Here is an 18,133-nt window from a genome sequence, read left to right on the forward strand (position 1 = left end):
TACGAGCCATTAGCTCAGTTGGTAGAGCATCTGACTTTTAATCAGAGGGTCGAAGGTTCGAATCCTTCATGGCTCACCATTTTCGCGGAAGTAGTTCAGTGGTAGAATACAACCTTGCCAAGGTTGGGGTCGCGGGTTCGAATCCCGTCTTCCGCTTTATTACTAAGGGGCCTTAGCTCAGCTGGGAGAGCGCCTGCCTTGCACGCAGGAGGTCAGCGGTTCGATCCCGCTAGGCTCCATCTAAATAGAAAAAGCTTACATCATACGATGTAAGCTTTTTTGTGTTTAAAAAGACAACTTTTATATTTATCGTTTAAAATGAAGAAAACGTAAAAATAAGGGATGGGGGGATAATTGTGAAAGTTGTTATTGCATCTGATTCATATAAAGAAAGCCTAAAAGCTATAGAAGTATGTGGAGCTATTGAAAGAGGTTTTAGAGCGATTTTTCCTAATGCAGAGTATGTGAAAATACCAATTGGAGATGGAGGAGAAGGGACGGTTGAATCACTTGTTGATGCTACAGGGGGGAGAATTATATCAATTAGTGTGACAGGACCGCTTAGAGAAGGTGTACAAGCTTTTTATGGCATTTCTAAAGATAAAAAGACAGCGTTTATTGAAATGGCAGCAGCATCAGGATTACAGCACGTTCCAGTTGAAAAGCGCAACCCACTTATTACAACGACAAAAGGAACAGGAGAACTTATATTACATGCGCTAGATCAAGGAGTGGGGTACATAATTTTAGGACTTGGAGGAAGTGCTACAAATGATGGTGGGGCAGGTATGTTAGCAGCTTTAGGAGTAAGATTTATAAATGACAAGGGTGAAGTAATAGATCCATCTGGAGGCGCATTACATTCAATTGATGCTATTGATTTTTCACAACTGGACCCACGCTTAAAGGGAGTAAAGATAGAAGCGGCCTGTGATGTGGATAATCCATTAGTCGGAATGCAGGGGGCATCTTTCGTATTTGGGAGACAAAAGGGTGCGAATGTAGAGATGATGAAAGAGCTAGATGAGAATTTAAAACATTACGCGAATATCCTTAAACGATATGTATCTTTTGATGTATCTGAAATACCTGGTGCAGGGGCAGCAGGAGGAATGGGAGCGGCTGTTATTTCAGTGTTAAAGGGAGACTTGCGAAGGGGCATTGAAATTGTATTGAATTATACAAATTTCGATAAACATATAGAAGATGCAGATCTCATTATAACTGGTGAAGGTAGAATAGATGAACAAACTGCATATGGGAAGGCTCCTGTTGGTGTTGCGGGGCGTGCGAAACGTTTTTCTGTGCCTGTAATTGCTATTGGAGGGTCTGTATCATCTGATTATCCAGCTGTTTACGAGAAAGGAATAGATGCGGTATTTAGTATTACAACAAGACCGATGACACTAGAAGAAGCATATAGAGTAGCAGAAGAAAATATTGAAATGACAACGAAGAATATTGCAGCAGTATGGAAAATAGCGTCAGAAAAACACTTCTAAATGTAGGAGTGTTTTATTATTATTATTTGATAATAGTGATTGCGATTGTTTCATTAAGTTAACTTTATACATAGGATAGTCTTGAAATTTGATTTTCAACGTGAATATAAGTGAATAAATTGTATATCCATACAAAAAAATGTCGAGTTGAGTCAGACTATATAAAAGATTTAAAATATTTAGTGAAGGCATAAAAGGGGGATACTATCTATGAAAAAAGAAATTTCAGTTATTGGAGTTCCAATGGATTTAGGACAGATGCGTCGTGGAGTTGATATGGGACCGAGCGCGATCCGTTATGCAGGGGTAATTGAAAGAATTGAAGAAATTGGATATGACGTTAAGGATATGGGAGATATATGTATAGAGAGAGAAAAAGAGGTAGATGAAAATACAAAATTAAGAAACCTTACACAAGTTGCAACTGTATGTAATGAATTAGCAAGTAAGGTGGATCATATTATAGAAGAAGGTCGTTTTCCACTTGTATTAGGTGGTGACCATAGTATTGCTATCGGTACATTAGCTGGTGTAGCCAAACATTATAAAAACTTAGGTGTTATTTGGTATGATGCACACGGTGATTTAAATACAGAGGAAACTTCACCATCTGGAAATATTCACGGTATGTCACTTGCAGCAAGTTTAGGTTATGGACATTCTTCACTTGTAGATTTATACGGAGCATATCCAAAGGTGAAAAAAGAGAATGTTGTAATTATCGGTGCGCGTGCATTAGATGAAGGAGAAAAAGACTTCATTCGCAATGAAGGTATTAAAGTGTTCTCGATGCATGAAATTGATCGTATGGGGATGACGGCTGTTATGGAAGAAACAATCGCATATTTATCTCATACTGATGGTGTACACTTATCATTAGATTTAGATGGTCTTGATCCTCATGATGCACCAGGTGTTGGAACGCCTGTAATTGGTGGTCTATCTTATCGTGAAAGCCACTTGGCGATGGAAATGTTAGCGGAAGCTGATATTATCACATCTGCTGAATTTGTTGAGGTAAATACGATTTTAGATGAGAGAAATAGAACGGCAACAACAGCAGTTGCTTTAATGGGTTCTTTATTCGGTGAAAAACTAAAATAAATGTAAGAAAAGCAACTGAGAAGTTGCTTTTTTTATTTGAAAATAGGCGTATAATAATGATTTATATTATACTGTAAGATAAAAATGTTTGACATCTTACCAATTTGAGCTAAAGGGGGTTGTTTGTAATTGTCGTTTGTTTCATGTATGGTATAATTAACTAGTTGTTGGAAATACATACAGATAGAGCATAAAACAATATTTCAATATATGGATAGAATTGCTCGTAAGTAGGAGGAAGGGATAGCATGCCTTTTGAAGATACGACCATTTTGAAATATCTTAGTACGGCATTAGATATTGCCATTGTATGGTTTATTATATATAAGCTGATTCTCATAATCCGAGGGACGAAAGCTGTTCAACTTTTAAAAGGGATTACAGTTATCATTGTCGTTAAGATGATTAGTATTTTCCTTGAATTGCATACGTTATCTTGGCTAACTGAACAAGTATTAACATGGGGATTTTTAGCCGTTATTATTATCTTTCAGCCAGAATTGCGAAGAGCACTTGAGCAGCTAGGGCGCGGGAGTTTATTTTCGCGTGGTGGACCGCATGAGGATGATGAACCTGAAATGGTTGCAACAGCGATAGCAAAAGCAACCGAATATATGGGGAAACGTAGAATTGGTGCATTAATTACTTTGTCAAAAGAGACCGGTATGGGTGATTATGTGGAAACGGGTATTCCGCTGAATGCAAACGTATCATCGGAATTACTTATTAATATTTTCATTCCAAATACACCTCTTCATGACGGAGCGGTAATTATGCAAGGAAGTACAATTAAAGCAGCAGCATGCTATCTTCCATTATCAGAAAGTCCGTTTATTTCTAAAGAATTAGGAACTAGACATCGTGCTGCAATGGGAGTTAGTGAAGTTACTGATAGTATTACAGTAGTTGTGTCTGAAGAAACTGGTCAAATTTCTTTAACGAAAAATGGTAAGTTGCATCGTGATTTGAAGACAGAACAGCTGAAGGATATGTTATTAGCTGAATTTAGTGGGAACGAAAAAACGACTTCTTCGTCTTTATGGAATTGGAGGAGAAAGCGTCATGGATAAGTTAATGGAGAATCATTGGTTTTTAAAAGGGATCTCATTACTATTGGCGTGTATGCTTTTTATGTCAGCGACGTTAACTGAAAAAAATACGACATCAGGTATATTACCTTTTGCAAATGATACGAAAGAAACATTAACTAATTATGCGATTAACCTTAAGTATGATGAGGAGAAATATATTGTAAGTGGTATTCCAGCAGAGGGCGTTAAGGTGAAGTTAGAAGGCCCAAAAGCATCAGTTGCTACAGTAAAAGCAAAAAAACAATTTGACATACCAATTGATTTGCGAGATAGTCCAAAAGGAACTTATGAGATTTCTTTAAAAACGAACGGGCTTCCAGATGATGTGAAAGGAACAGTTCAGCCATCAACAATTAAAGTTACTCTTCATGAAAAGGCGAGAAAATATGTTCATGTAGATTTGAAATTATCAAATGAGGATCAGATGCCAGCGGGGGCTACTCTCGAAAAATCAAGCCTTAAACCGGATACTGTTGAGGTAGTTGGGACGAAAGAAGAAATTGAAAGCATTTCATCTGCCAAAGCGTATGTTGATTTAAAAGGTGTTAATAAAACTGTTACAAAAACGCCCGAAGTTACATTATACAATAAAGAAGGAAAACGTTTAAATGTAAGAACAAGTCCATCTAAGATTAGTGTAACGTTGAATGTGGCAACGCAAACTACAGCCAATAATACTGAAAAAACTGTTCCTGTAACGTATACGAAGAAGGGGAGTTTAGCAGAAGGGTTGGCAGTTACAAATATCAGTGTCGAGCCGAGAGAAGTAACGATAGCTGGTCCAAAAGATATTTTGGATAATATACAATCGCTAGAGGGGGTCGAAGTAGATTTTAGTCAATTGACAGAGTCTACAACATTCGATGCCTCTGTTTTATTACCCAAGGGTGTAACAAGTGCAAAACCGAATCAAGTGAAGGTTTCGGTGGGAGTACAAAAAACAAAACAAACGAAAACAAAAACGATTGATGGTATCCCAATCCAAAAAAATGGACTTTCTAAAGATGTTACGGCTCAGCTAATTTCGCCGCAAGATGAAAAGATAAGTGTTGATATTTCAGGAGAAGCAAGTATAGTAGATAAAATAACAGCTGCTCAAATAACAGCGGTAATTAATCTGCAAAATGTATCTTCAGGGACGAAAGATATTTCTATTCAAGTGAGTGGTCCTGGTAATATTTCAATAGAGCCAAAACAAAAAAGTGCTAAAGTTACTATTGTAAAGAAAGAAAAACCAGATAAAGAAGTACAGGGTAACGGTCAACAACCGGATTCAAACACCAATCAAGAAAATCAAAATGAGAAGCCAAAAAATCCTGAACCCGATCCAGAAAAGGAAACGGAACAGGAAAATAATCAAAACCAAAATCAAGATAAAGATAAAGAAACTAGTCAAGAACCAACAGTAGATAACCATAATCAAAAAGAGCAAGAAAAAGGAGCGAATCATAATGGGTAAATATTTTGGTACAGATGGAGTACGCGGAGTTGCAAATAAGGAGTTAACACCTGAATTAGCTTTCAAAATTGGGCGTTTTGGTGGTTATGTATTAACAAAAGATACAGATCGTCCAAAAGTAATTATCGGTCGTGATACACGTGTATCTGGCCATATGTTAGAAGGAGCTTTAGTAGCAGGTCTATTATCAACTGGAGCAGAAGTAATGCGCCTTGGCGTTATTTCTACACCGGGTGTTGCTTATTTAACAAAAGCACTAGACGCACAAGCGGGTGTTATGATTTCTGCATCTCATAATCCAGTACAAGATAACGGTATTAAATTCTTTGGTTCAGACGGCTTTAAATTAACAGATGAGCAAGAAGCTGAAATTGAAGCTTTATTAGACAAAGAAGTTGATGAACTACCACGTCCAACAGGTACTAACCTTGGACAAGTGAGCGATTACTTTGAAGGTGGACAAAAATATTTACAATACATTAAACAAACTGTTGAAGAAGACTTCTCTGGCCTACATATCGCTTTAGATTGTGCACATGGTGCCACATCTTCTTTAGCTCCATACTTATTTGCAGATTTAGAAGCTGATATTTCAACAATGGGGACTTCACCGAACGGTATGAATATTAACGAAGGTGTAGGATCTACACATCCAGAAGTATTGGCTGAATTAGTAAAAGAAAAAGGTGCTGACATCGGACTTGCTTTTGATGGCGATGGCGACCGTTTAATTGCTGTAGACGAAAAAGGAAACATCGTTGACGGTGATCAAATTATGTTTATTTGTGCGAAATACATGAAAGAAACTGGTCAATTAAAACATAATACAGTTGTTTCAACTGTTATGAGTAATTTAGGTTTCTACAAAGCACTTGAAGCAAACAATATTACAAGCGATAAAACAGCAGTTGGTGACCGCTACGTAATGGAAGAGATGAAACGCGGTGGTTACAACTTAGGTGGAGAACAATCAGGCCATATTATCTTACTTGATTACATTACAACTGGTGACGGAATGTTAAGTGCACTTCAACTTGTAAACATCATGAAAATGACGAAAAAACCATTATCTGAGCTTGCAGGAGAAATGACGAAATTCCCACAATTGCTAGTAAACGTTCGTGTAACAGATAAAAAATTAGCATTAGAAAATGAAAAAATTAAAGAAATTATTCGTGTTGTAGAGGAAGAAATGAACGGTGATGGCCGTATTCTTGTTCGTCCATCTGGAACAGAGCCACTTATTCGTGTAATGGCAGAAGCACCAACACAAGAAGTTTGTGATGCATTTGTACATCGCATTGTAGAAGTTGTGAAAGCTGAAGTTGGCGCTGAATAATTAGCTGAATTTATATGAAAAAGGAGCACAATAAGTGCTCCTTTTTCATATGTTTTATAGACGATGAAAAAAATTTCATTGACGGTTTATCCATGTTTGTTATAAGATGGTCTTGTTCTTTTTCTCAAAGGAAATATTGTAAATTATAAAAGCGCCAGAACTACAAATAGTGTAGTTGACGAGGTGGGGTTTATCGAGATTTCGGCGGATGACTCCCGGTTGTTCATCACAACCGCAAACTTTTACTTAAATCATTAAGGTGACTTAGTGGACAAAGGTGAAAGTGTGATGAGAGAAGAGGAACGGATGAAAACTAGCTGTATAAGTATATACGGACTTAAACCCAATCGAGAGGAAGGTGAAAGCCGTTACAAGCTTACAGGGCTAGCAATATGTAATCCGTTTTTTAGTATAAATAAAAATGGTATCGGACTATGTCGTTACATGTTCGCAGAGCAGTGTAAGCATTTGTAACGGCGACTAAACATGTGTGGAATCGTAGGATTTATTGGAGAGCAAGATGCAAAGGAAATTTTATTAAAAGGTTTAGAAAAGCTAGAATATCGTGGATATGATTCAGCAGGTATTGCAGTACAAGCAGAGAACGGTGTTGTTGTATACAAAGAAAAAGGCCGTATCGCAAAACTTCGTGAAATCGTAGATGAGAACGTAGCAGCAAGCGTAGGTATCGGACATACACGCTGGGCTACACACGGTGTTCCAAGTAAAGTAAACGCGCATCCGCATCAAAGTACATCAAAACGCTTTACACTAGTTCATAACGGTGTAATTGAAAACTATGAATTAGTGAAAAAGGAATATTTACAAGATGTAACGTTCGTAAGTGAAACAGATACAGAGATTATCGTACAGCTTATGGAACAACAAGTGAGCACAGGATTAAGTGTAGAAGAAGCGTTCCGTAATACGCTATCTCTTTTACATGGCTCTTATGCAATCGGATTACTTGATGCTGAAAATCCAAACATGATTTATGTTGCTAAAAACAAAAGCCCGCTATTAGTAGGTGTTGGTGACAACTTTAATGTTGTGGCAAGCGACGCTATGGCGATGTTACAAGTTACAGATCAATTTATTGAGTTAATGGATAAAGAAATCGTAATCGTAACGAAAGAAAGTATTACAATTAAAAACTTACAAGGTGAAACGATTGAACGTGCACCTTTTACAGCGGAATTAGACGCAAGTGATATTGAAAAGGGAACATATCCTCACTTCATGCTTAAAGAAATCGATGAGCAACCACTTGTAATCCGTAATATAATTCAAAAGTATCAAGATGAAAATGGCGAAATTGAATTAAATCAAGACATCCGCAATGCGATTTTAGATAGCGATCGTATTTACATCATTGCATGTGGAACGAGTTATCATGCAGGTCTTGTTGGAAAACAATTTATCGAGAAGTTTGCAAAAATGCCAGTTGAAGTACATGTAGCAAGTGAATTCTCTTACAACATGCCATTATTAACAGAAAGACCATTCTTCATTTACATTTCACAAAGTGGTGAAACAGCTGATAGCCGTGCAGTACTTGTACAAACAAATGAAATGGGTCATAAAGCATTAACAATTACAAACGTGCCTGGTTCTACTCTTTCTCGTGAAGCTGATTATACACTTCCATTATACGCTGGACCAGAAATTGCAGTTGCATCAACGAAAGCTTACACAGCACAGCTTGCAGTACTTTCAATTTTAGCAGCTGATATTGCTAAAGCAAAAGGTGAAGTTCTTGATTTCGATTTAACACACGAACTAGGACTTGTAGCAAATGCAATGATAGAACTTTGTGATCAAAAAGAAGAAATGGACGCATTAGCAAAACAATTTTTAGCAACAACGCGTAACTGTTTCTTCATCGGACGTAGCGTAGACTTCTACGTAGGATTAGAAGGTGCGTTAAAACTAAAAGAAATCTCTTACATCCAAGCAGAAGGATTCGCTGGAGGAGAGTTAAAACACGGTACAATCGCTTTAATCGAAAATGGTACACCAGTTATCGCACTTGCTACACAAGAGCACGTAAACCTTGGAATTCGTGGTAACGTGAAAGAAGTAGTAGCACGCGGTGCTAACCCATGTATCATCTCAATGAAAGGCTTAGAAATGGAAGGTGACAGCTTCGTATTACCAGCTGTCCATGAAGCACTAGCACCGCTAGTAGCAGTTATTCCATTACAACTTATCTCATACTACGCAGCACTTCACCGCGAGTGTGACGTTGATAAGCCACGTAACTTAGCTAAATCTGTTACTGTTGAGTAGGAGATTGGTAGGTTAATAAATATAGTTATAGCTTTAAAATAAATTTACAAATTTGCACCCCTTTAGATATTTTATCTAAAGGGGTGTTTTTGTGCCGAAAAAGAACATCTAGAATTGGTAAGTGGATAGAACCCTATAGATTAATGTTTTACTTTTATTTATCTGAATTTTCCGTTATCATTTTAAGTATCTGTGAAAAATCTCCTTTATTACGACAAAAAGAGACGAGAGATTTATGGACATTTCAAGGGGGGATATTGATGAAAGTGAATAAAAAAACATATCTAAGTATAGAAGAGATTATTTCATTACCAACCTTATCAAGTACAAACATAAGTGATGATGGTAAAAACGTAGCGTTTGTTAAGAAGACGGCTAACTGGAAAGACAATACATATAGGAATCATGTATGGATATATGGAAAAGAAAAGGGACAGAGTTGTTTATTGATAAATGGAGATATAGAAAGTACATGCCCATTATGGTCTCCAAATTCTAGGGATATAGCATATCTTAGCCCCGTTGGTAATGGGAAAAATCAGATCTTTGTTAAGTCACTAGATGGTTATGAAGGGGTTCAAATTACTGATGAGAAAGAAGGAGTCAGTACATTCAAATGGGGTCCTACTGGCAAGGGTCTTTATTATGTTACGCAGTCAAAAGAATGTGTGGAGATAAAGAAGCGTAGGGATCTATATGGAGAGTTTCAACATATAGGTAAGGAACACCAGAATAATTGTTTATATTACATTGAAATAGAAAAGGTGATACAAAGTGATACATATGAACACGAGAAAAGAGTTGTTTATCAATTAACTGATGGTAAGGATTTTCATATCCATGAATTTGATATTTCAAATGATGGGAAGAAGATTGTGTTTATGGCGACACCAAGCTCAAATATGGCGGATTATATAAATGGAGATTTATACATACTCCATACTAAAGCTGGAGAGCTACAAAAGCTGAATGTGGATAAGTTGTTGGGCGGTAGCGTCTGCTTTTCTCCTGAAGGCAGTAAAATATGTTACACAGCAAGTATAAGAGAGAAGGATTACTATAGAAACCATATACAAGACAGTACGTTAGAGGTATATGATATAAATACAGGAGAGGTAATTCAACCTGTAACAGATTTTGATAGTACTGTTATGCCATTACAGTGGACAGCTAAAGGAATTTTAATTAGATGGCAGGATAAAACGAATTATCGTATTGGATTACTAGCTGAAGATGGTACTGTAGAAGCATTAAGCGAAAAAGTAGATGGCTTTATAATGGATGCTTCTATAACAAAGGATGGAAAACATATATCCTATAATAAGGCTATAACAAATGAAACCTTTGAAATCTATTTAGACGATAAAAAAATAACGGATGAAAATAACTTTTTCAAAGGGAAACTTAAAAGTAACAGGGAAATCATCTCATGGAAAAGTAGTGATGGTCTTGAAATAGAAGGTGTTTTATCAACGCCAGTAGAGTGTGACGTAAATAAAAAATATCCTTTATTAGTAGTAATTCACGGCGGTCCGGCTTGGGCATCCTTTCCGATATTTTCAGACTGCTTCAATGAGAAATATCCGATTGAACAGTTTATCGAAAAAGGCTTTATCGTTTTAGAGCCAAACTACAGAGGAAGTTCTGGTTATGGTAATGAATTTTTAAAAGCAAACTATAGAAAACAGGGAATCGCTGACTATGATGATGTTATATCAGGGGTGGATAAACTAGTTGATCAAGGGATTGTAGATAATGATAAAGTAGGAGTTATGGGATGGAGTAACGGAGGATATATATCAGCTTTCTGTTCTACATTTAGTAGCAGGTTTAAAGCTATTTCAGTTGGAGGCGGAATCACGAACTGGAGTACTCATTATGTAAATACAGATATCCCTTATTTTATTAGAATGTATTTAGGAAATACCCCATGGAATGATCGAGAGATATATACGAAGACATCACCTATGACGTATATTAAATCAGCTTGTACGCCTACCTTAATTCAACATGGGGAAAAGGATGCAAGAATTCCAATTACAAATGCATATGATCTATATCAAGGATTAAAGGATATGGAAGTTGATACAGAATTAATTATATTTAAAGGAATGGCATATAGTCCTAATCAGCCGGGAATGAATGTAGCTATTATGAAGCAGAATTTGATGTGGTTTTCACACTATATTCTTGGAGAGAGTGTAGAGGGTTTTAGGACTTTATAATGGATGTTTGTAAAAGACATAAGGTTGAAACGCTCTTCATATTGAGATGATTTATTATAAAATATATACTTAAACTACTATCCGTACACATATCAGGGAGGATTAATATGACAGGAAATAAAAATGACTTACTAGTAGAAAAACGTGAAGAGTTATTGAAAGTATTGAAAGCTCGTTTTGAGAAAAACATGAACCGCCATGAAGGTCTTGAATGGGCTAAAGTTGAAGCGAAGCTGACTACTAATAATGAAAAATTGTGGTCACTTAATGAAATGGAAGTAACTGGCGGTGAGCCGGATGTTGTTGGTTATGATGAAGAAAAGGACGAGTATACTTTCTATGATTGTTCAAAGGAGAGTCCTAAAGGCCGCAGGAGTCTTTGTTATGATCTTGAAGCGTTAGAATCAAGAAAAAAACATAAACCAGAAAATAACGTTATTGATGTTGCAAATGCTATGGGCATTGAACTATTAACTGAAGAACAATATCGGGAATTGCAAAAACTTGGGGATTTCGACATGAAATCATCAAGCTGGGTACAAACACCTTCAGATATTCGAGAACTCGGTGGTGCTCTATTTTGCGATTATCGCTTCGGACATGTTTTCGTGTACCACAATGGAGCAGACTCTTACTATGCTGCCAGAGGTTTTCGTGGCTCGTTAAAAGTTTAAATTAGGATAAATAAGAAAAAGAGTCTATACTCAGGCTCTTTTTCTTATTTATATTTTAAAAGTAAACTGTTACTACGCAGTTTTACTTAATTTATATGTTCCGTGGTTGTTTTTATGGAAAAGTTTAGGGAAAATATAGCCATCTAATCCAATACGTCCAGCGTTCTGCCCTGCAACTAAAATGAATATAGTCAAAATAAGCAGGTTTGGGTTTACACTAACAGTTCCACTTAATAAAAATGAAAGATTCATTATGATTCCGAAAAATGCAGCTGTTTTTGTTAATCCGCCTAAAATTAAACCTAGACCTACTAAAATTTCTCCCCATTGAACTAAAAAGCTAAATAGGTCTGCGTTTGGAAGGACAAAATGTTGAAGAAAATCTGCCCACCAACTTTGTACTGCAGGGTGGTCACCTGATGCTTGAGCAATAGTACCCTTTAGAAAACCACTTGCGTCAAAAGATTGTCCGAAGACTTTGCCTATCCCAGCAGCGAGCCATGTATATCCTATGTAAAGACGTAAAAGTAATAATATGAAAGTAGCACGTTTATCAGTTCTTAAAAAATTGATAATCATTGAAATCCCTCCAATATTGTATTTACAAGTTTATTATATATTCAATGTGAAAAGATTCACAATGAAGAGAATGTGAACAAGGATAGGTTGTGAGTAATTGTTTTATTTTTTGTAACATTTTATCTGTTTTGGTAAACTAAGAATAGAGATATATGTAAAGGGGACAAAGACTTAATATGTGGATGAACTTGTAATGATTAGAAATTAGATAGATGAATTTTTCTCTCATAAGTGAGGGTTTATTTAGCTATCTGTAAATCATCCAAGGACTGCATATTTGGCTTGTACATCCCTTTTGTAAGGATAGATGCCTATTTTATGTATCTGTCTTTTTTTGTGGGAAATTTTATATCTCTTATATAAAGTATGCGCCCTTTAAACTTGGAGGAGTATATGATGAATCAATTAAAAAATAAAGTAGCAGTTGTTACAGGGGTAAGTCGTCTAGATGGTATTGGGGCAGCGATTTGTAAAGAATTAGCTGAAGCAGGATACAATATGTTTTTTACGTATTGGACAGCTTACGATAAAGAGATGCCTTGGGGCGTCGATAAAAATGAACAAATACAATTAAAAGAAGAGCTATTGCAAAACGGTGTTAGAGTATCGAGCATGGAGTTAGATTTAACTCGGAATGATGCACCGAAAGAGCTTATAAATAAAGTTACTGAACAATTAGGGTACCCTTATATATTAATTAATAATGCAGCATATTCTACGAATAATGATTTCTCTACGTTGACTGCTGAAGAACTAGATAAGCATTACATGGTAAATATCCGTGCGACTACATTGTTAAGTAGTCAATTTGCCCGGAGATTTGATAAGAAATCTGGTGGTAGAATTGTTAATATTACTTCGGGGCAATTTCAAGGTCCTATGGCAGGAGAACTAGCTTATGCGACAACGAAGGGAGCTATTGATGCTCTTACTAGTACATTGTCAGCAGAGGTAGCTCATTTAGGAATAACAGTGAATGCAATTAATCCAGGACCAACCGATACAGGATGGATGACTGAAGAGATAACACAAGGGTTAAAGCCGATGTTTCCTTTTGGCAGAATTGGTGAGCCAAAGGATGCAGCTAGACTCATTAAATTTTTAGTAAGTGAAGAAGCTGAGTGGATTACTGGGCAAGTTATTCATTCAGAAGGTGGATTTAAAAGATAAAAAAAGAAGGCATCTCACCCTGGTGAGATGCCTTCTTTTTTTAATCTTTCTTCAATCTTCGTGCAACACCATTCCCTAAAGACTGTAATCCTTGAACGAGGATAATTAAAATAAAGACTGTTGCATACATTACTTCAGGTTCATAGCGTAAATGTCCGAAGCGGTATGCCAAGTCCCCTAGCCCTCCAGCACCTACGAGTCCAGCCATTGCTGTTGCGCCAATTAAGCCAATTGTTGCAATTGTTAATCCAAGTACAAGGGAGGGACGAGCTTCTTTCACCATGACGTGCCAAATGATTTTAATAGTAGAGATACCCATTGCTTGATAGGCCTCAATAACACCGCGATCTACTTCTAGTAAGGCTGTCTCCATTAAACGTGCGATATAAGGAGCTGTGAAGACGACAAGCGGTACGATCACACCTTGCACGCCAATGGATGTTCCCATTAGAAACTTTGTAAAAGGTAAGATGAAGAATAATAGAATGATAAATGGAAGAGAGCGAATTATATTAATAATTGTATTAAGAATAGGATAAATGATTTTATTTTCGTGCTGTCCACCAGGTCTTGTTAAAACAAGTGTTACACTAAGTGGCAGTGCAATAAGGATCGAGATGAGTAATGAAATAGATGTCATTTGAAAGGTTTGGATTGTGGCTTCCCATATGACTTTACTCCATTCATCCAAAAAGGACTTGTTTTCCATAGTCTGTTTTCCCTCCCTCTACGATGATACCTTTCTCTTGTAAGAATGCTAAAGCACGGTTTACTTCATTTTTTTCACCTTGCATATGAACGACAAGTTTCCCATATGCCTCATGTTTTAACTGTGTAATATTACCAGATAAAATATTTGGATATACTTGGAAACGTTTTGTGGCGACAGCTAGTGCTGGTTCCCCTGAAGAACTTCCTATAAAAGAAAGTGTTACAATTTCTCCAGTACTTTGTAGTTCTTTCTGTACCTCTTCTGGAATTTTCGCTGCAAATGCGCTATTTACAAATTTCTTCGTTGTTACATGTTGTGGGTTTGTGAAAATATCTTTCACAGTCCCGCTTTCGACTACAGATCCATGTTCCATAACGGCAACGCGGTCGCATATACGTTGGATGACATTCATTTCATGTGTAATGAGTAAAATCGTAATTCCAATTTCTTCGTTAATCTTTAATAACAAATCAAGAATAGAATCAGTTGTTTCTGGATCTAAAGCGCTCGTTGCTTCGTCACTTAATAACACTTCAGGCTCATGTGATAGTGCACGTGCAATTGCAACGCGCTGTTTTTGACCGCCAGAAAGTTCGCTTGGATAAGCATCTTTACGGTTAAAAAGATCCACGATGCGTAAATATTTTTCTACTCTTTTTTCAATTTCCGCTTTTGGAATGCCAGCAAGCCGTAACGGTAATGCAATATTTTCATAGACGGTAACAGTTTTAAGTAAATTGAATCCTTGAAAGATCATTCCGATTTTTTGTCTCGCTTTTGCTAGTTCTTTTGTTGATAATGTTGTTAGGTCTTGTTCGTTTACAATGATATTTCCTGTCGTTGGTTTTTCTAATAGATTTACACATCGAATCAATGTGCTTTTACCAGCGCCACTATACCCAATGATTCCAAATACATCGCCTTTTTCTACTTTAAGGGAAGTAGACTTAAGAGCCTCAACATTCCCTTTTTTTGTTGTAAATACTTTGGATATGTTTTTTAATTCAATCATTATCGTCAGCTCCTACCAAGATGGTAAAACTGAACCATCAAATTTTTTCTCGATAAACTCTTTTACTTCTTTAGATTGATAAGCTTTCTTTAATTTGTTTACAACGGCATCATCTTTATTTTCAGTACGAACAACGACCCAGTTCACATATGGTGAATCTTTTCCTTCGCGGAAAATAGAATCTTTCGCTGGACTTAATTTTGCACCTAATGCAAAGTTTGTGTTAATTGCAGCTGCTTTCACTTCACTTAGTTGCGTTGGTAATTGAGAAGCTTCTAATTCAACAATCTTTAAATTTTTCGGGTTTTCAATTACATCTTTCGCAGTCGCTTTTTCTGTAGCCTTCGGATCAACTTTTAAAACCCCTGCTTTTTCAAATAATTTTAAAGCTCGCAGTTCATTCGTTGGGTCATTTGGTACAGCAATTGCATCGCCCTCTTTTAAGTCTTTTACATCTTTTATGTTTTTAGAATATATGCCCATAGGGAATGTTACTGTTGAAAATACTTCAGCTAATTTCATATTGCGTTCAGCTTTAAATACATCTAAATACGATTTTGTTTGGTAGCTATTTACATCAAGGCTTTTTTCATCTAAAGATACGTTCGGCGCTACATAATCATTAAATACTTTTATATCAATTTCGAGACCATCTTTTGCTGCAACTTCTTTTACCTTTTCAAAAATTTGTTCATGTGGTCCACCTGTTACACCGACAGTAATCTTTTTCTCGTCTAATGCTTTTACCTCTTTATCTGAACTCACGCTACAGGCGCCTAATAATAATACTGCTCCGCTTACAATGCTTAATAATACCTTTTTCATCTATAAATCCCCCTTCATATACGTTCCAAAATAAAAAGCACCTCCCAAAAATAAGAGAGGTGCCGAATAGACGAAATAGATTCCTCTCTTATCTTCCAAAACGAAAACTCGTTTTGCAGGAATTAGCACCTTAGCTTATATGTTATAAGCTCGGTTGCCGGGCATCATCGGGCCAGTCCCTCCGCCACTCTTGATAAGAGTATGTGTATGTAGTTTTGAATATGGTACTAATAGTAAATCGTACAAAAAGAATTGTCAATGATATTTTCAGAATATATTTTATTTTAAGGTAATCGAAACATTTCCTTTCTTATGGCCCATTTCTACATACGTATGGGCTTCTACAACTTCTTCTAATCGGTAAGTTCTATCAATAACAGGCTTTAGCTTTTCTGTTTCAGCTAGTTGTTTTAGTAGGTTCATATCTTCTTTACTGACTTTTGCCATCATTCCGTTCACAGATACATATTTTCCATTAGGCATTAATGCATCTGTACAAAGAGACTTATTATATTTTCCAACTGCATCAAATATAATATCATAGTGCTCGCCCCGCTTAGTAAAATCTTCTTTCATATAATCAATTACGTTGTCTGCCCCTAAGGCTGTAACTAAATCGAAATTCGAACTACTACAAATAGCTGTGACAGTCGCCCCGAAGTATTTAGCAAGTTGTACGGCAGCTGTCCCTACTGAACCAGAGGCGCCGTATATAAGTACTCGTTGCCCTTTTTTTATCTGTCCTTTTCTAAGGAAGTGCAATGCTGAAGTTCCGCCAAAAGGAATAACGGCAGCTTCTTCATATGTCACATTGGTAGGTTTTAATGCTATTAATCCACTTTCATGCACGCATGTGTATTCGGCATAACCACCAAGGTTTAGTTCTGTTAATGCAAAAACTGGATCTCCTTTTTTAAATTGTGTTACATCTGTTCCAATGTCTTCGATTTCACCGGATAACTCTACGCCAAGTATAGGTTTCCTCGGTTTTCTGAAACCTAATATGATCCGCATAGGAATCCAAAATAAGAGGGGGCTATTAAAGCCACGTATTCTACAATCTCCAGTCGATACACTTGTTGCGTGAATTTTAACTAATACTTCATTTTTTTTAGGTTTAGGCTTTTCTACATTTTGAATCTGGAGAACATTAGGTGGTCCATACTTTGTGCAAATAATTGCTTTCATAATGACCTCCTGAAATGAGTTGTTATTATTTACATCATATTTAAACTTTTTCTCAAACATGTTGCTATATAGGAAAAAAATTAAAGAAGAATATTACGAATTATATAGATTTCATAGGAAAAGAGATGATATTATTTTTGGGAAGGAGGGGACGTTATGAAAAAACTTATTTTAATTTCAAGTTTAGTACTTGCAGTTGGTCTAGGAGTAGGGTGTAGTAATGAGGAAACAAAAAAGACTGATGAACCGAAAAAAGAAGCTGTGCAGAAAGAAAAGGAATTAACAGCGAAGGATGTTTTCAATAAAGCGAATGAAGCTTTTAAAAACGAAGAAAATGTAACGATGACATATGATGTGGGAATAAAGGCTGAAGGAACAGAGATGAATGTAATGAAGGCTAAAATGCAACTAGAGCCGAAGAAAAAAAACTCTCGTTCTGAAATGAATGTTTCTGGTACAGAGGTTATTGTTTATGATGTGGGTGGAAAAATTGCTGGTCAGGTGAAAAATCCTAATTCGGGTGAAGTTATGTCTGTACCAGAGGAACAATTAAATGCTAACGGAATGAATGCGACTCAAGGAATGGTAGATAATTTAGAGATTCCATCGGAAATTTTAAATAAAGTGAAGATGGAGAAAAGTGGAGATAATTATAAGCTGAAGTTTGCATTAAAAGGGAAAGAGACAGAGAGTATGCTAGCTAGTATGGATGAAAAGCAGAAACAAATGCTACAAGGCCAAAATGCAAAGATAGAAGAAATAGATGGGGAATATATTATTACAAAAGATTTTAAATATGAATCAGCAAAGATAGATATGGTTATGAGTAGCAATGGTGAAGATAAAGCGCACATTATTACGGATGCAAAGTTTACATCGTATGATAAATTTGATCCAATACAATTGCCAGCAGCAAAGTAATCACTGTCAAGAGAGGTACCTGAAAGAACGGGTATCTCTTTTT

Annotated in this window: 16 protein-coding genes, 3 tRNA genes and 1 riboswitch; of the genes, 14 read left to right on the forward strand and 5 right to left on the reverse strand. The window is 36.4% G+C overall.

From position 1 onward, the window contains the following. Nucleotides 1-3 precede the first annotated feature (3 nt). The 12 genes from DOS87_RS01155 to DOS87_RS01210 all read left to right on the forward strand — a co-directional run bounded on the left by DOS87_RS01155 (nt 4) and on the right by DOS87_RS01210 (nt 11,683). Nucleotides 4-79 (forward strand) — tRNA-Lys (locus tag DOS87_RS01155). A 5-nt stretch (nt 80-84) separates the two neighbouring features. After that, nucleotides 85-156 (forward strand) — tRNA-Gly (locus DOS87_RS01160). A 10-nt stretch (nt 157-166) separates the two neighbouring features. After that, nucleotides 167-239: transfer RNA gene (locus tag DOS87_RS01165), tRNA-Ala, on the forward strand. Nucleotides 240-356: 117 nt separating this feature from the next. Further along, nucleotides 357-1,502, forward strand: coding sequence for a glycerate kinase (locus DOS87_RS01170; RefSeq protein WP_000869593.1), 1,146 nt, complete (start codon nt 357-359; stop codon nt 1,500-1,502). A 210-nt stretch (nt 1,503-1,712) separates the two neighbouring features. Beyond that, nucleotides 1,713-2,606 carry an arginase gene (gene rocF, locus DOS87_RS01175; RefSeq protein WP_000711565.1) on the forward strand — a complete coding sequence of 298 codons (894 nt, stop codon included), beginning with the start codon at nt 1,713-1,715 and terminating at the stop codon, nt 2,604-2,606. A 248-nt stretch (nt 2,607-2,854) separates the two neighbouring features. After that, the gene (gene cdaA / locus DOS87_RS01180; protein WP_001115692.1) at nt 2,855-3,676 is read left to right on the forward strand and encodes a diadenylate cyclase CdaA; all 822 of its coding nucleotides are present in this window, start codon (nt 2,855-2,857) and stop codon (nt 3,674-3,676) included. Continuing rightward, nucleotides 3,669-5,156, forward strand: a complete 1,488-nt coding sequence (locus DOS87_RS01185; RefSeq protein WP_000359605.1) for a CdaR family protein — start codon at nt 3,669-3,671, stop codon at nt 5,154-5,156. The genes cdaA and DOS87_RS01185 overlap by 8 nt, the downstream gene beginning before the upstream one ends. Then, nucleotides 5,149-6,495: a phosphoglucosamine mutase gene (gene glmM / locus DOS87_RS01190; RefSeq protein ID WP_000521478.1), complete on the forward strand. Its 1,347-nt coding sequence runs from the start codon at nt 5,149-5,151 to the stop codon at nt 6,493-6,495. The genes DOS87_RS01185 and glmM overlap by 8 nt, the downstream gene beginning before the upstream one ends. 288 nt (nt 6,496-6,783) lie before the next feature. Next, nucleotides 6,784-6,969, forward strand: a complete 186-nt coding sequence (locus DOS87_RS01195) for a hypothetical protein (RefSeq protein ID WP_001206405.1) — start codon at nt 6,784-6,786, stop codon at nt 6,967-6,969. Nucleotides 6,970-6,981: 12 nt separating this feature from the next. Continuing rightward, entirely contained in the window at nt 6,982-8,784 is a 1,803-nt protein-coding gene (gene glmS, locus DOS87_RS01200) for a glutamine--fructose-6-phosphate transaminase (isomerizing) (protein WP_000334155.1), read from the forward strand. A 260-nt stretch (nt 8,785-9,044) separates the two neighbouring features. Then, a complete protein-coding gene (locus DOS87_RS01205) occupies nt 9,045-11,009 on the forward strand; it encodes a S9 family peptidase (protein WP_142326511.1) in 1,965 nt (654 codons plus the stop codon). Between the two features lie 107 nt (nt 11,010-11,116). Beyond that, entirely contained in the window at nt 11,117-11,683 is a 567-nt protein-coding gene (locus DOS87_RS01210) for a DUF4256 domain-containing protein (RefSeq protein WP_000147385.1), read from the forward strand. Between the two features lie 72 nt (nt 11,684-11,755). Here DOS87_RS01210 and DOS87_RS01215 read toward each other — a convergent pair whose 3' ends face one another. Next, nucleotides 11,756-12,262 carry a DoxX family membrane protein gene (locus tag DOS87_RS01215; RefSeq protein WP_208730195.1) on the reverse strand — a complete coding sequence of 169 codons (507 nt, stop codon included), beginning with the start codon at nt 12,260-12,262 and terminating at the stop codon, nt 11,756-11,758. A gap of 393 nt (nt 12,263-12,655) precedes the next feature. Between DOS87_RS01215 and DOS87_RS01220 the strand changes: the two genes are divergently transcribed. Then, entirely contained in the window at nt 12,656-13,432 is a 777-nt protein-coding gene (locus DOS87_RS01220) for an SDR family oxidoreductase (protein WP_142330486.1), read from the forward strand. A gap of 40 nt (nt 13,433-13,472) precedes the next feature. Here DOS87_RS01220 and DOS87_RS01225 read toward each other — a convergent pair whose 3' ends face one another. The 4 genes from DOS87_RS01225 to DOS87_RS01240 all read right to left on the reverse strand — a co-directional run bounded on the left by DOS87_RS01225 (nt 13,473) and on the right by DOS87_RS01240 (nt 17,169). Continuing rightward, nucleotides 13,473-14,141, reverse strand: a complete 669-nt coding sequence (locus DOS87_RS01225) for a methionine ABC transporter permease (RefSeq protein WP_000428878.1) — start codon at nt 14,139-14,141, stop codon at nt 13,473-13,475. Next, a complete protein-coding gene (locus tag DOS87_RS01230) occupies nt 14,116-15,156 on the reverse strand; it encodes a methionine ABC transporter ATP-binding protein (RefSeq protein WP_000571305.1) in 1,041 nt (346 codons plus the stop codon). Before DOS87_RS01230 ends, DOS87_RS01225 begins: the two co-directional genes overlap by 26 nt. A gap of 12 nt (nt 15,157-15,168) precedes the next feature. Next, the gene (locus tag DOS87_RS01235; protein WP_000756989.1) at nt 15,169-15,981 is read right to left on the reverse strand and encodes a MetQ/NlpA family ABC transporter substrate-binding protein; all 813 of its coding nucleotides are present in this window, start codon (nt 15,979-15,981) and stop codon (nt 15,169-15,171) included. A gap of 85 nt (nt 15,982-16,066) precedes the next feature. After that, nucleotides 16,067-16,181: riboswitch (SAM riboswitch) on the reverse strand. A 79-nt stretch (nt 16,182-16,260) separates the two neighbouring features. After that, nucleotides 16,261-17,169, reverse strand: coding sequence for an NAD(P)-dependent alcohol dehydrogenase (locus DOS87_RS01240; protein WP_000643850.1), 909 nt, complete (start codon nt 17,167-17,169; stop codon nt 16,261-16,263). Between the two features lie 156 nt (nt 17,170-17,325). On the opposite strand from DOS87_RS01240, the gene DOS87_RS01245 reads away from it, so the two are divergent. Continuing rightward, nucleotides 17,326-18,090 (forward strand): DUF6612 family protein, encoded by a 765-nt coding sequence (locus DOS87_RS01245; protein WP_000733608.1) that lies wholly within the window; start codon nt 17,326-17,328, stop codon nt 18,088-18,090. The last annotated feature ends 43 nt before the right edge of the window (nt 18,091-18,133 follow it).

Source organism: Bacillus sp. CR71, assembly GCF_003429245.1.
Taxonomy (GTDB): domain Bacteria; phylum Bacillota; class Bacilli; order Bacillales; family Bacillaceae_G; genus Bacillus_A; species Bacillus_A thuringiensis_S.

What these genes read in the sequence shown, in the direction of transcription:
- rocF (WP_000711565.1), top strand. Translation starts at nt 1,713, where the DNA reads ATGAAAAAAGAAATTTCAGTTATTGGAGTTCCAATGGATTTAGGACAG.
- cdaA (WP_001115692.1), top strand. Translation starts at nt 2,855, where the DNA reads ATGCCTTTTGAAGATACGACCATTTTGAAATATCTTAGTACGGCATTA.
- DOS87_RS01185 (WP_000359605.1), top strand. Translation starts at nt 3,669, where the DNA reads ATGGATAAGTTAATGGAGAATCATTGGTTTTTAAAAGGGATCTCATTA.
- glmM (WP_000521478.1), top strand. Translation starts at nt 5,149, where the DNA reads ATGGGTAAATATTTTGGTACAGATGGAGTACGCGGAGTTGCAAATAAG.
- DOS87_RS01195 (WP_001206405.1), top strand. Translation starts at nt 6,784, where the DNA reads ATGAGAGAAGAGGAACGGATGAAAACTAGCTGTATAAGTATATACGGA.
- glmS (WP_000334155.1), top strand. Translation starts at nt 6,982, where the DNA reads ATGTGTGGAATCGTAGGATTTATTGGAGAGCAAGATGCAAAGGAAATT.
- DOS87_RS01205 (WP_142326511.1), top strand. Translation starts at nt 9,045, where the DNA reads ATGAAAGTGAATAAAAAAACATATCTAAGTATAGAAGAGATTATTTCA.
- DOS87_RS01210 (WP_000147385.1), top strand. Translation starts at nt 11,117, where the DNA reads ATGACAGGAAATAAAAATGACTTACTAGTAGAAAAACGTGAAGAGTTA.
- DOS87_RS01215 (WP_208730195.1), bottom strand. Translation starts at nt 12,262, where the DNA reads ATGATTATCAATTTTTTAAGAACTGATAAACGTGCTACTTTCATATTA.
- DOS87_RS01220 (WP_142330486.1), top strand. Translation starts at nt 12,656, where the DNA reads ATGATGAATCAATTAAAAAATAAAGTAGCAGTTGTTACAGGGGTAAGT.
- DOS87_RS01225 (WP_000428878.1), bottom strand. Translation starts at nt 14,141, where the DNA reads ATGGAAAACAAGTCCTTTTTGGATGAATGGAGTAAAGTCATATGGGAA.
- DOS87_RS01230 (WP_000571305.1), bottom strand. Translation starts at nt 15,156, where the DNA reads ATGATTGAATTAAAAAACATATCCAAAGTATTTACAACAAAAAAAGGG.
- DOS87_RS01235 (WP_000756989.1), bottom strand. Translation starts at nt 15,981, where the DNA reads ATGAAAAAGGTATTATTAAGCATTGTAAGCGGAGCAGTATTATTATTA.
- DOS87_RS01240 (WP_000643850.1), bottom strand. Translation starts at nt 17,169, where the DNA reads ATGAAAGCAATTATTTGCACAAAGTATGGACCACCTAATGTTCTCCAG.
- DOS87_RS01245 (WP_000733608.1), top strand. Translation starts at nt 17,326, where the DNA reads ATGAAAAAACTTATTTTAATTTCAAGTTTAGTACTTGCAGTTGGTCTA.